Source organism: Pseudomonas sp. TH34 (genome assembly GCF_016650865.1).
GTDB lineage: Bacteria > Pseudomonadota > Gammaproteobacteria > Pseudomonadales > Pseudomonadaceae > Aquipseudomonas > Aquipseudomonas yamanorum.
Window position 1 is genome coordinate 98,474 of sequence record NZ_JAEKFB010000035.1, and the last position, 15,262, is coordinate 113,735.

8 protein-coding genes are annotated in these 15,262 nt (G+C 63.1%); 7 read left to right on the top strand and 1 reads right to left on the bottom strand.

Annotated elements, in window-relative coordinates:
- Positions 1-20 precede the first annotated feature (20 nt).
- From JFU58_RS29830 to JFU58_RS29860, 7 genes are all read left to right on the top strand, one after another.
- On the top strand, positions 21-392 hold the full coding sequence (locus JFU58_RS29830) for a DUF2946 domain-containing protein (protein WP_177070018.1): 372 nt from the start codon (positions 21-23) through the stop codon (positions 390-392).
- 93 nt (positions 393-485) lie between these two features.
- Entirely contained in the window at positions 486-2,558 is a 2,073-nt protein-coding gene (locus JFU58_RS29835; RefSeq protein ID WP_201142986.1) for a TonB-dependent copper receptor, read from the top strand.
- A 118-nt stretch (positions 2,559-2,676) separates the two neighbouring features.
- Positions 2,677-4,059, top strand: coding sequence for a PepSY-associated TM helix domain-containing protein (locus JFU58_RS29840; protein WP_201142987.1), 1,383 nt, complete (start codon positions 2,677-2,679; stop codon positions 4,057-4,059).
- Positions 4,060-4,211: 152 nt separating this feature from the next.
- Positions 4,212-6,317 (top strand): TonB-dependent receptor, encoded by a 2,106-nt coding sequence (locus JFU58_RS29845; protein WP_201142988.1) that lies wholly within the window; start codon positions 4,212-4,214, stop codon positions 6,315-6,317.
- A 139-nt stretch (positions 6,318-6,456) separates the two neighbouring features.
- Complete coding sequence (locus JFU58_RS29850) at positions 6,457-7,245, top strand: ABC transporter ATP-binding protein (protein ID WP_201142989.1); 789 nt, start codon at positions 6,457-6,459, stop codon at positions 7,243-7,245.
- Positions 7,242-8,189 (top strand): ABC transporter substrate-binding protein, encoded by a 948-nt coding sequence (locus tag JFU58_RS29855; protein ID WP_201142990.1) that lies wholly within the window; start codon positions 7,242-7,244, stop codon positions 8,187-8,189. Before JFU58_RS29850 ends, JFU58_RS29855 begins: the two co-directional genes overlap by 4 nt.
- Positions 8,186-9,196 (top strand): FecCD family ABC transporter permease, encoded by a 1,011-nt coding sequence (locus JFU58_RS29860; RefSeq protein WP_177025933.1) that lies wholly within the window; start codon positions 8,186-8,188, stop codon positions 9,194-9,196. The genes JFU58_RS29855 and JFU58_RS29860 overlap by 4 nt, the downstream gene beginning before the upstream one ends.
- On the opposite strand, the gene JFU58_RS29865 is transcribed toward JFU58_RS29860, so the two are convergent.
- A complete protein-coding gene (locus JFU58_RS29865) occupies positions 9,193-15,114 on the bottom strand; it encodes a hypothetical protein (protein WP_201142991.1) in 5,922 nt (1,973 codons plus the stop codon). The two genes, JFU58_RS29860 and JFU58_RS29865, sit on opposite strands and share 4 nt — an antisense overlap.
- Between the last annotated feature and the right edge of the window lie 148 nt (positions 15,115-15,262).

Here is a 15,262-nt window from a genome sequence, read left to right on the forward strand (position 1 = left end):
GCCGTAAGCCTGTGAGCCTTATGCGCGGCAGCTGGATCAGCCTGTTCGCCATGCTGATGATCTTTATCGGTCCGCTGATTTCCCAAGCGATGCCGATGGATCATCACGCCGGTATGTCCATGGAAATGTCCATGGACGCGCCGAGCTGCCATGGCGACGCATCGCCTGCGACCGACCACAACAAGGCCCCCGACGAACACCACGTGCTCTGGGAAAAGTGCGGCTATTGCAGCCTGCTTTTCAGTTGCCCGGCGCTGCCGGGCAGTGTGTCGTTTGTCACCCTTGGCAGCCCGCCACCCGCCAATGCCCTCACCCCCGCCCCACGCCTGGGCCATGCCCGGCAAACCGTCTTCCCCGGCGCCCGTAGCCGCGCCCCGCCCGTCATCGCGTAAGCACTTCACACCGTTACTTCACCCCGGCCGACTTTAGACAGACAGCCGCAGGCTGCTGGCCGTGTTGTTTACGAATGATTGATGGAATTTTTCATGTCCAGGTTTTCTGCTGACACCCGTTTGGGACGTACTCCCGTGTTCGCCGTTCTGTGTGGCGCGCTGCTGGTTCCACAGGCCCACGCCGACGAACATGCCGACCACAACGAACTGAGCCCGACGGTGATCACCGCGATCGCCCCCAGCTCGCCGCTGACCGTCGTCACCAACCCGAAAGACCCGCGCCAACCGGTGCCCGCCAGCGATGGCGGCGACTACCTCAAGACCATCCCCGGCTTCGCCCTGGTGCGCAACGGCGGCACCAACGGCGACCCGGTGCTGCGGGGCATGTTCGGCTCACGCCTGAACATCCTCACCAATGGCAGCATGATGCTCGGCGCCTGCCCCGGCCGGATGGATGCGCCCACCTCCTATATCTCACCGGAAACCTACGACAAGCTCACCGTGATCAAAGGCCCGCAAACCGTGCTCTGGGGCCCGGGCGCTTCAGCCGGCACGGTCCTGTTCGAGCGCGAGCCCGAGCAATTCGGCGAGCTGGGCACGCGGGTCAACGCCAGCATCCTGGCGGGCTCCAACGGGCGTTTCGACAAAGTCGTCGACGCAGCAGCCGGCGGGCCGCTGGGTTATGTGCGGGTGATAGGCAACCAGGCCCACGCCGATGACTACAAGGACGGCAACAACGACACCGTCGCCTCGCGCTACGACAAGTGGAACGGCGACGTGGCCGTGGGCTGGACCCCGGACGCCGACACCCTGCTGGAACTCACCGCCGGCCGTGGCGATGGCGAAGCCCGCTACGCCGGGCGTGGCATGGACGGTTCGCAGTTTTTGCGCGAGAGCCTCGGATTGCGATTCGAGAAATCGAATATCGGCGAGGTGCTGGATAAGGTCGAGGCACAGGTCTACTACAACTACGCCGACCATGTGATGGACAACTACACCCTGCGCGTCCCCTCAGGCACCGGGATGATGGCCGGTCCCATGGCGGCCAACGTCGATCGCCGTACTCTGGGGGCCCGTATCAAGGCCACCTGGCGTTGGGCCGATGTGCAGTTGATCAGCGGCCTTGATGCGCAAACCAACGAGCACCGCCAACGCAGCGCCATGGGCGTCGACACCTATAAGGACCTGCCCCGCAGCAAGGACGCCAACTTCCACAACTACGGGGTGTTCGGCGAACTGACCTGGTACGCCGCCGACCGCGACCGCCTGATCACCGGCGCCCGCGTCGACCGCGCTTCAGCCAAGGATTTCCGGCAAACCATCAGCTCCGGGATGATGAGCAGCCCCAACCCCACCGCCGGCAACACCCGCGCCGATACCCTGCCGTCGGGCTTTGTGCGCTACGAGCACGACCTGGCCGACAGCCCGACCACCCTGTACGCCGGCCTAGGACACTCCGAACGTTTCCCGGACTACTGGGAGCTGTTTTCCCCCAACACTGGGGCGGTCGGTTCAGTGAATGCCTTTGATGGTGTGAAGCCCGAGAAAACCACCCAGCTGGATTTCGGCCTGCAATACAAATCCGCAGACCTTGACGCCTGGGCCTCGGGCTACGTCGGCCAGGTACGCGACTTCATCCTGTTCGACTACCGGCCGGGAATGATGGGCACCACTTCCCAGGCGCGCAATGTCGACGCACGAATCATGGGCGGTGAATTGGGCGCGGCATACAAGCTGACCGACAAATGGAAAGCCGATGCCACCTTCGCCTACGCCTGGGGCAAGAACAGCAGCGACGGCAAACCGCTGCCGCAAATCCCGCCGCTGGATGCGCGCTTCGGGCTGACCTACAGCCAGGACGACTGGAGTGCCGGTGCTTTGTGGCGGGTGGTCGCGGCGCAAAACCGCATCGACCAGAACAAGGGCAACGTGGTCGGCAAGGACTTCGACAAGAGCTCGGGGTTTGGCGTGTTCTCCCTGAACGCGGCGTATCGCATCAACAAAAACTTCAAGGTCAGCACGGGCGTCGACAACCTGTTCGGCAAGGCTTACGCCGAGCACCTCAACCTGGCCGGCAACGCCGGGTTCGGCTACCCGGCCAATGACCCGCAAGCCATCAAGGAACCGGGGCGTACGCTCTGGACCAAGGTGGACATGAGCTTCTAAGAGCATCGCAGGCAAGCCCGCTCCCACAGTGGAAATGCATTCCCCTGTGGGAGCTGGCCTGCTCGCGATGGCGTCCTCGATAACACAAAAAATCCAAGCCTTTGCGGAGCACACCCTGATGAACCCACCCAAGATTTCCTTCTACAACCTGGCCTGGCGTTGGCATTTCTACGCCGGGCTGTTTGTTGCGCCATTCATGGTGCTGCTGGCCCTGACCGGCATCATCTACTTGTTCAAGCCTCAGCTCGACCCGCTGATGTACGGCAACCTGCTGACGGTGCAAAGCGCCGAACACGCACTGAGTGCCGACGAGCAACTGCAACGCGCCCAGGCCGCGTATCCCCAAGGCAAGATCAGCAAATACCTGCCGCCTGCCGACACCACCAGCAGCGCGCAATTCGTGATGCGTAACGACGGGCACGAAGTGACTGTATTCGTCGACCCGTATAGCGGCACCGTGCTCGGTGAACAGGATTCCAAATACAATCTGCAAGCCATAGCACGTGCGCTGCATGGTGAGTTGATGATCGGCACCGTCGGCGATCGCCTGGTGGAACTGGCTGCCGGCTGGGGCGTGATGCTGGTGATCTCGGGCCTGTACTTGTGGTGGCCGCGAAACAAGTCGGCAGCGGGCATTTTGTGGCCACGGCTGGGCAGCCGTGGCCGGCTGTTCTGGCGGGACTTGCACGCAGTCGCCGGCTTCTGGGGCGCGGCGTTCCTGCTGGTGATGCTGCTCAGCGGCATGACCTGGACCGGCTTCTGGGGCAAGCAATATGCCGAACTGTGGAATAAATTCCCGGCGGCGATGTGGAACAACGTACCGCAGTCCGACCAGCAGGCCCGCAGCCTCAACACCGCGAGCCAACAGACCGTGCCGTGGGCCATGGAAAACACGCCGATGCCGATGTCTGGCGAGCATGCCGAGCACATGAAGCACGCCGGCATGAGCCAGGGCCCGGCAGCCCCGAGTATCCGCCTGCAGCAAGTGGTCGACCTCGCCAACTCACGCAAGGTCGAGCCCGGCTACAGCGTCACCTTCCCCACCACCGCCGAAGGCGTGTTCACCCTCTCGGTGTTCGCCAATGACCCGCGCAACGACGCGACCCTGCATGTGGATCAATACACCGGCAAGGTCCTGGCCGATGTGCGCTGGGAGCACTACAACACCGTGGCGCGGGTTACCGAGTCCGGCGTGATGCTGCACGAAGGCAAGATGTTTGGCGTGGTCAATCAGATCATCGTGCTGCTGATTTGCCTGATGATCCTGCTCAGTGCCATCAGCGGTGTGGTGATCTGGTGGAAGCGCCGGCCGCAGGGTGGGCTGGGGGTTCCACCGCTGCGCCATGACCTGCCGAAATGGAAAACCGCGATGGTGATCATGCTCGGGCTGGCGATTGTCTTTCCGCTGGTGGGCGCCTCATTGATCGTGGTCTGGGCGTTGGATCGCCTGGTGCTTTCACGTCTGTTTGGCCAACGTGAATCTGCTTCAGGTTCAGCGTGAAACAGACGAGATGCCCTACCTAGAGGCGTTATGTAGTCTTACGCGGGCTTTCGCCCACATCGCACAAAGTGTTATGTTGTAACACTTAACGCGTTCCCCCACTCGCCGCGCCCAGCGGCGAGTACCGCCTCGAAGAAGCGATTTATCGTCCGATGAACAAGTACCTTGCGTCCGGCCTGTGCCTGCTCGCCCTGCAAAACACTGCCCAGGCCCTGACGCTTCCCGCCAGTGCCGTCTCCGCCCCAGCCGTCGACGACGAGCGCGTCGACCTGCAAACCCCGACCACCGCAGGTTCGCGCTTGAACCTCACAGCCCTGCAAACCCCGGGCAGCGTTGAAAGCCAGACCGGCAAGCAGATTCGCGCACGGGGCGATGCCACGGTGCAGGACGCCATTTCCCGGGCCACCGGCATCAGCCGTACCGGCACGCCGGGCGACGGCGGCACCTCGTTGTCGGCACGCGGTTTCACTGGCCAGAGTTCGGTGCTGCAACTGTACGACGGCGCCCGCATGTTCGATGGCGCCGGCACTTCCACTTTCCCGGTGGACACCTGGTCTGTGGAGCGGGTGGACATACTGCGCGGTCCGGCCTCGGTGATGTACGGCCAGGGCGCCACCGGCGCGGTGATCAACACCATCGCGAAGAAACCCTTCGAGGGCGAGATCGAGAACCATGTCCGCCTGGGCTACGGTTCCTATGACCGCCAGCAGCAAGCCCTCGACAGCGGCGGCTCGCTGACCGACACCCTGAGCTATCGCCTGAACATCAACCGCCTGCGCAGCAACGGCTTCATCGACCGTGGCGACTCCGGCAGCGACTTCGTCAGCGGCGCCCTGCGCTGGCAGGCGGCGGACAACCTGAGCTTCACCCTGGCCTCCGACTACGGCGACCAGACCCCGCAAAACGACTACGGCACACCGCTGATCAACGGCCAGTTGCACAAGGGCCTGCGGGACAAGAACTACAACGTCAGCAACGATATTCAGCACTACAACGACCAGTGGACACGCCTGACCAGCGAGTGGCAGATCAACGACAACGTTACCGCCACCAACGAACTGTCCTACCTGAAAAACCAGCGCCGCTGGCAGAACGCCGAGAGCTACAACTACGTCGACGGCGGCCTGGTGCGCCAGAGCTACCTGGGCATCAAGCACAACCAGGAACAGGTCGGCGACCGCCAGACCTTTACCTTCAAACACACCCTGTTCGGCCTCGACAGCCAGACCGTGACGGGGGTGGAGTACAACCGCATTCGCTTTCGCCTGGCCAGCAACTCGCCGTTCGATGACCTGACGAACGCCGGCCAACCGGTGGACATCAACCACCCGGTACCGCAACCGTTTGAAAGCGCCAGCCCCTTCGTCCCGCAGTCCGTCAGCACCACCAAACAGCTGGCTGCGTTCGCCGAAAACCGCCTGCAACTGACCGATCAACTGTCACTGATCACCGGCGTGCGCCGCGATTACGTGCACATCGACAGTGACTCCCTGGTGGATGGCAGCGACTCAAACAAGACCTTTACCGGCAACAACTGGAAAGCCGGCCTGGTCTACGCGATCGCCCCGGACACCTCGGTATACGGCCAGTACGCCACCAGCACCGACGGCGTCGGCAGCCTGATTACCCTGAGCCCGAGCCAGCAGCAGTTCGGCCTGTCCACCGCCAAGCAGACCGAGATCGGCCTCAAGCAGGCGTTCTGGGACTCGCGGGGTGAATGGACGCTGGCGGCCTACCACATCGTCAAAAAGAAGCTGCTGGTGAGCATCCCAGGCACCACCCTCAAGGAACAAGTCGGCCAGCAATCCTCCAACGGCCTGGAAGCCAGCCTCGACCTGCAATTGCCGAACGCCTGGCAGTTGCAAGCCAACGCAGCCATCGTACGTGCGCAGTACGACGACTTCTCTGAAGTGGTCAACGGCCAGGCCGTGTCCCGCAACGGCAACCGCCCCACCGACGTACCGCGCCGCACCGCCAACCTGTGGCTGAGCAAGGCCATCACTGACGACGTTCGCGCCGGTGCCGGCGTGCGTTATGTAGACTCGCGTTTCGCCAACGCCGCCAACACCAGCGAAGTGCCGAGCTACACCGTGGTCGACGCCAGCGTGTCGTGGAAAGCCATGCGCAACACGACATTGGGCCTGCAATTGAATAACCTGTTTGACCGCACCTACGCCGTCAGCCAATACAATGACGGCCAGCAATGGATCCTGGGCGAGCCCAGGTCGTTCTTTGTGACGGCGGACTACACCTTCTAACTGAACGCAACACTGTCCAAATGTGGGAGCGGGCTTGCTCGCGAATGCGGTGGATCAGTAACAGATACAGTGCCTGACACACCGCTTTCGCGAGCAAGCCCGCTCCCACATTTGTCCTGTGTTGGACCTGAGAGTAAAGATGACCTCACTCAACCTCACCGACCTCGCCTGGGCCCCTCCCGGCCACGAGCACTGCCATCACCAGTTCCAACTGCGTGATGCCAGCCTGCGGGTGAGTGCCGGTGAGTTTGTCGGGCTGATAGGCCCCAACGGCAGCGGCAAGACCAGCCTGCTGCGATGCGCCTACCGGTTCAGCAAACCGGCCGAAGGTGAGGTGCTGCTGGACCACCAGAACGTCTGGAAGCAATCCTCGAAATGGTGCGCACAACGTATCGCCGTGGTGCTCCAGGAATTTCCCGATGCGTTCGGCCTGCGGGTGGATGAAGTGATCGCCATGGGCCGCACGCCTCATAAGGGGCTGTTCGACAGCGACACTGTTGAAGACCGCAACCTGATCCGCCAGGCCCTCGAATCCGTCGGCCTGCTGGGCTTTGAAGACCACGCCTTCGCGACTCTCTCGGGTGGAGAAAAACAGCGGGTGATCCTGGCCCGCGCCCTGGCCCAGCAACCGCAACTGCTGATCCTCGACGAACCGACCAACCACCTCGACCCACGCTACCAGCTGCAGTTGCTGCAACTGGTCAAACGCCTGAACATCGGCACCCTGGCCAGCATTCATGACCTGAACCTGGCCGCAGCGTTCTGTGACCGGCTGTACGTGATCAACCACGGGCGCATCGTCGCCAGCGGCACACCTCACGAGGTGCTGACCGCCGAATTGCTGCGCGAAGTGTTCGGCGTTGAAGCATTGATCGACACTCACCCCTTGTCCGGCTACCCCCGAATTACCTGGATAACCCAACCATGATCCTGCGCTCCCTGCTGTCTCTCGCGTTGCTGCTCGGCACTGCTCAAGCGTTCGCCGAAGCGACCCATTACCCGCTGAAAATCAAGAGCTGCAACCGCGAAGTGACCTTCGCCGAGGCGCCAAAACACGCGGTCAGCCACGACATCAACATGACCCAGATGATGCTCGCCCTGGGACTCAAGTCGCACATGGCCGGCTACAGCGGCGTGACCGGCTGGAAGTCCGTGACGCCGGAAATGGCGCAGATCCTCGACGGCCTGCCGGAACTGGCGAGCAAATACCCGTCGGTGGAAACCCTGCTCAACGCCAACGTCGACTTCTTCTTCGCCGGCTGGGACTACGGCATGCGTGTCGGTGGCGACCTCACCCCGCAAACCCTGCAACCGTTGGGCATCAACGTCTATGAGCTGACGGAGTCCTGTGCCTTCGTGATGAAGCGCCCGGCGGCCACCCTGGAAGACACCTATAACGACCTGCGCAACCTGGGCAAGATCTTCGACGTGCAGGACCGCGCCAATGCGCTTATTGCACAGATGCAGGCACAGGTGGCCGAAGTGCAGAAAAACCTGCCGGTCGACAAACCTCGCGTGTTCCTCTACGACAGCGGCGAAGACCGCGCCATGACCTCCGGCCGCCTGGCCATGCCCCAGGCGCTGATCGATGCCGCCGGCGGCCGCAACATTCTGGATGACGTGGACGCCAGCTGGACCCGGGTCAACTGGGAAACCGTGGTGGAGCGCAATCCGCAAGTCATCGTGATCGTCGACTACAGCGAAATCACCGCCGATCAAAAAGAGCAGTTCCTCCTGAACAACCCGGCGCTGCAATCGGTGGACGCGATCAAGAACCAGCGTTTTATCGTGATCCCCTACGTGCAAGCCACGCCGGGCATCGACAACGTGCTGGCGGTTGAAACCCTGGCCAAGGGGTTCCACGGCGAATGATTACCCGTCGCTACGCCCTGCTGCTGAGTGCCCTTGGCGCGTTGTTGCTGATCTCATGCGTGGTCTCGCTGGGGTTCGGCTCGGCGCGGGTGCCGGTGGACGTGGTGTGGCGGATCTTGCTGCATAAAGCCTTCGGCATGGGCGAGGTGGACTGGAGCGCCGGGCAGGAACATATCGTGTGGCTGATCCGCGTACCGCGCATGTTGCTCGGTGCCCTGGTGGGCGCCGGGCTGGCGTTGATTGGTGCGGTGTTGCAGGCGGTGACGCGCAACCCGCTGGCGGATCCGCACCTGCTGGGCGTGACCTCCGGCGCCACCCTCGGCGCGGTGATCGTGGTGTTGCATGTGGGTGAAGTGATCGGCCTGCTGACCCTGCCCATCGCGGCGTTCATCGGCGCGTTGCTGAGCATGATCGTGGTGCTGGCGGTGGCCAGTCGCAACGGTCGGCTGGAGAGTGACCGCCTGCTGCTATGCGGGGTGGCGGTGTCGTTCGTGATGATGGCGGTGGCCAATTTGCTGTTGTTCATGGGCGACCATCGCGCGGCCTCGGCGGTGATGTTCTGGATGCTCGGCGGCCTCGGGTTGGCGCGTTGGGAACTGCTGACAATTCCCTTCGCCACGGTGTTGCTGGGGCTGGTGTTGCTGTTGGGGATGGCACGCCCGTTGAACGCGCTGATGGCCGGCGAACAGACCGCCGTGACCCTGGGCCTGAACGCGCGCAATGTGCGGCTCAAGGTGTTTTTGATCGCCTCGCTGATGACCGGCGTGCTGGTGTCCATCAGCGGTTCCATCGGCTTTGTCGGGCTGATGGTGCCGCACATTGCCCGGCGTCTTGTGGGTGCCGAACACCGGCGTTTGCTGCCGGTGTGCGTACTGTTGGGCAGTGTGTTCCTGGTCTGGGTCGATGTGGCGGCCCGCACGATGATCGCCCCCGAAGACCTGCCCATCGGTGTGGCCACGGCGGCCATCGGCGGGCTGTTTTTTATCGGCTTGATGCGCCGGCGTTAAACACCCTGGTCGGCCTGCTTGAAAGCCTGCAACAAGCGCCGCGCCACCTGGCTGCGGGGTTGCCAGAAGCGGTCGGTTTCCAGGATAGTCAGCTTGCCCGAGGTCGCCAACCGACGGATCACCTCGCTGGGCTTGACCTTCATCACACCCGTGTCTTCATCGATCCAGTCATCCCGCAGCAACTGGCTTTCGTCCGCGTGATAGCTGGGCTCATAGACAATCAACGCGCCGTGCACCGGGGTGAAGTAGTAACGCGCCCCCGCGATCTTGTCCTGGCGCAGCATCTCGATGAACCCGCGAATTTCCTTCTGGGCAATGAAGTTGTGGGCCAGGCCTTCTTCGTAGCGATCCCCCAGATGCTGGCGCTCGGTGTCGAGTTTGAACAACTGCTGGACGCCCATCACCTTGTAGCCCGCCGGGTAGCGGGTCGATGTGCTGGGATAGCCGAGGTTCATGATGCCCTCGAACAGTGCCTTGTAGGCCGGTGTATCCGGCCGCAGTCCCACGGCCACCGAGGGGCCCGGGTCTGCCACCGGTTGCACGGCGATGAAGGTGTCGCTGTCGCCGTTGCCCAGCAGCGCCCCCAGCCGCGGCTGGTGCGCCAGCGGCACAACCTGTTGCCACGCCAGGCGCGCCGCATCGTCCGGGTGCGCGCACAACGGGCCAAGGGCCAGGCGGGTATCGAGCACTGCCAGTGTCGTGGCCAGGCGCTTTATGCGTGGCAACAAGGCGTCCCAGAACGGGCGGCTGTCGAGTACCCGCAGCTCGCCGGACTCCACCAGTTTCAGCACATGACTGTCGATGCTGCCACGACTGTTAAGGTGTTTCAGATACGCCGCCTGCCGACGGCTGGAATCCCAATCCGGATCGATCTGCACTGCCTGATACCGAAACAGTGAGCCATCGGGGCACGACACATACAACGCCAGGAAACGCTCGCTCTGTGCCACCCGCGAAAAGCTCAGCGCCGCCAGCACCACGGCCGGAGCCATCAGTTGCGCGTAGCCTTCGGCCTGGGGCAACTCGGGCGCCGCGCGCTGCGGGAGCCTCAGATACAGGCCTTGCAGGCTGTACCCGATGGGCAACTGGCCGCGCAGGAACGCCCGGTCGAGAGCAAAGCCCAGGTCATCCCCCTTGACCGGCGCGCAGGCGACAAAATGCCCATTGTCGGAGGACTTGAGAATCACGCCGAAGCTCAGTTCAGTGCGCGCCTGGGCGTATTGATGACCATGGCGTGCCGCGTCGTCGGCATGCTTGAACACCGGGCCCAGCTGCCGATCCGCCACGGCATGGACCGCCGTCTGCGGTGCAACATAGGCCAGGCCGGGCATCCAGCCCGGCAGCACACGCTGGGCAGTGCCCCACAACGGGCCGCCCTCCAGTACCTGCAAAGTCCCCACCCGCGCCAGCTGATTGACCAGCTCGGTGGGGCTCTTGCGGCCGCTGCGCATCTGCTGCTCGACGGCATTGCTGTAAGGGTCGTGCAGCGCCAGGCTGTTGGGGGCCAGGGAGGTTTCCAGGTGGCTGAGCAACTGTGTCGCTTCGTTGCGCTGGGCCGGGGCGAGCAAGCTCCGCTCCACGTCCTGGGTACTGAAACCGATGAGTGAGCCATCGGGCGTCAGCAGGTATTCGTGGGTCCACAGGTGGCCTGACTTCAGGGCAGTCCCCAGCACGTTGGTCGAGAACAGGTTTTGATACACCGCGTTTTCTTCAGAGGGCAACCAGAACCCCAGCACCCGGGCGGGACGTGACCGGTAGCGCGCGACCATTTTCCAGCCGGGGGCCAGCAGCGCCTGGCTGACGTCTAGGCCCGGCAGGATGACGTTCGGGTCGAAGTCTTCACTCGACACCGGCACCGCCAGGGTCGCGACAAACTTGCCGTTGCGCTGCAACACCAGCCCGCCATGCAGCGTGTCGCGCTGTGTGCCCAGTTGTTGGTGGGCGTAACGCACCGCATCGGCCTGGTTGCTGAACAGCGGGCTCAATGAGCGGCGCATAAAGTTGGCGAAAGCGGTCCATGGGGTTTGGCTGACATCCAGCTTACCCGCCAACCCCCAGCATTCGCTCGGCACCAAAACGCTCAACCAGCTCAACTTCGCCACTTCGTTGACAAACCCGACCGCCGAAAGCTGCCCGCTGGTCATCAAGGTCTGCACGTCTTCAAAGACCCCCGACGGCTGACGCACCGGGTTGAACAGCGTCGATGCCACCGGCGTTTGTACCAGCAGCAACGCCTGGTCCAGTGTCGAGATAAACACCGGCAAGCCCGTCAGTGCGCCTGTCTCCCGTTGGCGCTTGGCCTCGACCGTTGCACTGGCCAGATCCGCCGCCGAAATAAAATGCTGCGCCAGCCAATGTTCGGCGGTGGTCAGCCCCGGTGGCATCCAGTTGCGCCGGTAAACCAAGGCGTGCAGTTGATAACCCGCCGGGTAAATGAACTCGCCGTCGTCATCCACCGCGAACACAGCGCTCAGGGCGAACAGCCCGGCCTTATCCCAGGCCGGTACAAGCTCGGCGCTGACAAAGGCGTCCTGATCGCGATGCTTGAGCATGAAACCGAAACTGGTTTGCGTCGGCGCTTCACGGTCCAGGCGCGCGTGCAGTGCCTGAGCCGCGTCGGCGGCACTGGCGCAGACCGGACCATAGGCAACCAGCTCCGGCCGTTCGCGCCGGAGTATCGGCAGGCGTGGCTGCCAGTGCTCGGTGATCAGCCCCGGCGCGCCCCACAACGGGTTGCCCAGCACCACCCGCACACTGCCGGCCGCCGCTACTTGCCGAATCCACTCCATCGCCGTCAATGTGCCGTTGGCCAGGTTGAGGGCCGCCGGGCTGCGTTGGGGCGAGGGGTCGAGCGCCTTGAACAGGCTCGCCTGGGCGGGTGAGTCGATCAGGTCATACGCCAGCAAACAATCTTCGGCGCCCGACAGGTAGGCCACGGACACCTGCTGGCGTTTGCGGATCAGCGTGTGCACGTCCAGGGCGCTGAACATCTGCGCCTCCAGACAGGCATCGTCCCGCGACCAGCCCGGGCGCTGCAGGCGCTCGGGTTCCAGCAGCGAAACCCCTCGGCTGGAACCGTATACGGCCTTCAGCACGTGACGGGGCGGGAGCAGTGAGCGGCCCTTGACGTCCTGGGGGTAGACAACGCCCTGGGCAAAGCGCCCGGCGTCACTGGCCGGCAATGGCTCGGTGGCCACATAAAGGCCGTCCGGACGCTGCAGGATATAGCCGCAGTATTCGCCCTCACGCCAGCTGCCGATTTGCCCGTGAGCGTGGCGTGCCGCGTCTTCTATTTGGAGAAAACCGCGGCTCAGTTGCGGGCGAGGTGCCAGGGCGTAAGGTCGCCAGGTGTCGGCGACCAGCCCCGCCACATCCCACAACGTGCCCGGTTGCAACACCGACAGCGCCCCGGCGCCGGCGACCTTTTGGATCATCTCGTGGGGCGTCACGGTAGCGGCTCGCAACTCATCTCCCAGCCCGTTGTCCGTTACCCGGCCATCGGGCAGCACCTGGTAGAGCTGGCTTTCCTCGGCCGAGCCGGAAGCGTCATAAGCCAGCTGAGCGCCGTCCGCCGTGCTGAGGTAGAAGGCCGGATTGCTCTCGGGGTGGATGCGCAGCGCGGCAATCCCCTGGGCAAAATCCGTGGTGTCGATAAACGCCTCGTACAGCCAGGGTTCGGCGGCGATGCCGGTGGCGTCCGGTTCGCTGCGGCAGTACCAGCCACGCAGGGCGAAGCCTGGCGGCAGGCCGGCATTGCGAAAAACATTCGCCAACTCGAAAAGGGCTTCGCCGGCGGGTATCGGTGCGGAAGGTTCGCTGGCCACATACTGCTCTGCACTCGAGTGTTTGAGGATGCAGCCGACTCGCCGGCCATCCGCCGTTGCCTGCATACGGTCATGGGCATAACGGGCGGCGGTTGCCAGGTCAGTGAAAACCCAGCTCAGGGGCGCATTAATGGGGGCTGCGGCGGCGAAAGGCGTTTCGGGTTCCCAGGTGGCCGGGACTCGGCCCTGGACGTTGTACCAGGTCTCATCCGCCAGCAGCACCGTCAACTCACCGAGTTTTACCAGCTCTTTGATCAGCCCTTCACGAGTGCCGTCAAAACCTTGTACGCGGGCCACACCTTGGCCATCGCGCTCAACTCGCGCCAGGTACTCGCCGAATTCACGCTCGGCCCGAGAGCCGCTGACAGCGTATTTGATCAACGTACCGTTCGTTCCGCTGGTGTAAAGCACCTTGATCTGATCGGAAAAAACCAGCGTCATGTCGATTGCTTGAGTCGACGGTGTACTGATCAGGAGCGCCAGTTGTCGCGAGGTTTTTTGAGGATAGTTGGCACGCACCTCGGCCAGGTCGTAGACAGGTCGATTGAACTCGCCAACCAGTTGGTGGCCTTCAAGCTCGACCCGCGTCACAGCGTTGTCGGCGGGCAATGCCCCACCCCACAACGACCGCCACGTGTCAGGGTCTGAAAGCCTGGAGGCCACAAACAGCCCATCGCTGCGCTTGAAGATGTAAGCCTGGAGAAAAGAGCCGTGGGGTGAACCCACCGTGTAATGCAGGTAGCGTGCAGCGTCATCGGCGGTGACGAAGGCAGGGCTCAGCGACGCATGGACTTTCGCGAAGGCCCGCCATTGCGGTCCTACCACTCCGGCCTTGTCCCATACCCGTCCGGGCTCAACCACCGTCAGCGTACCCACAGCGGCCACCTGCCGGACAAACTCGGAAGGGCTCAAGGTACCGTCCTTCAAGCGCCTGTCGATCTCCGCACCGTAATTGGCGAACAACCGGGACTGCGCCTGCGAGCCTGTGCAGTGGTACATCAGCAGCGCGCCGTCGTTGGCACGCAAGTAAAAGTGCAAGCCCAGGTCGTCGGTCCCCGCCATCATCGCCACGGCAGCCAACGCAGAAGCCGGGAAGAAATTTTCGGCCAGCCACGACTCCTTCGCCACGGTGGGTTTCGCCTGCGGCGATAGGGAGCAGTAAATACCGAAGGTTAAAAACTCACTGTCCGCCTTGTGCACTTTAGGCAGCAACAACTTGCCACTGGTCAGCGCAAACGCCGCCTTGAGTTCGTCCGACGGAAATTCGGCCACGAACTGGTTCGACGCGCTTTTGTACAGATAGCCAAAGTGGCTCTCCTGCCGTGCGAACCCCAGCGGCGGCAAAACCGCTCGCACCGCGTCCTGCCACCGGCGGCTGACTGGGCTGGCGAGGGGCGCCAGTGCCTCCTGCCCGATCTGCGACAGGGTTTGATTGAGTGTCCACGGCGTCAGCAGTTGGCCAGGCTTTCCACCCAACTCGGCGTTGGCAACGATGACCCGCAGGTAACCGGCTCTGGCCGTCTCATTGATAAAGGCGATGTAGTCGTCGAAATCGGCCGCAGGCTTGGCCGCCATCAGCCTGCTCAAAAACGTGCCCTCAGTCGCAGAACCGCTGCTTTCATACTGGATGAGCGAGCCATAGAACCCGGACAAGTAGTAACGGGTGCACAGCATGCGCAGCTGAATAATGATGCGCAGGATATTGATGGGAAAAAAGCTGCGATCCAGGCGGCGCTGCGCGTCTGTCCAGTGCTGGATCTGCGTGGCGCGCCGGGTGCCATCCCCGGCGCGTGAACTGTACAGGGCGTGAACGCTGTGGCCCTCGTACGCCAGGAAGTTCCTGTTGGCATCAACCGTGAGCAGGTCGCTCTGAAAGTCGAACGCAGTGGCGGTCCCGGCCACCGGTACGGTTGGCAGGTACATCCCGTCATCACGCTTGAAAACCAGCCCGCCAAATACCGTCTCGCGCCGGTTGCCGATCTGTTGATGCGCCCAATGGGCGGCATCGTGGTCGGTGACGAATGCCGGCCCCAGATGGGGAACCGGCCTGCGCGTGCTCGCCGCTTGATCGTCTTGAATGTGAGTACTGTCCATGTCCATCGTCACTTGAGTGAAGTTAAGAAAACTGGCGCTGCCCCTGGGTTGCCGGAGGCACCAGGCAGGCTTCACTTTCAAGGGTTTGGCTGGACGCAGGCATTAGATAGTTAAGACTCGGGGCGCCAGGCACCATCAGGGTGCGCCT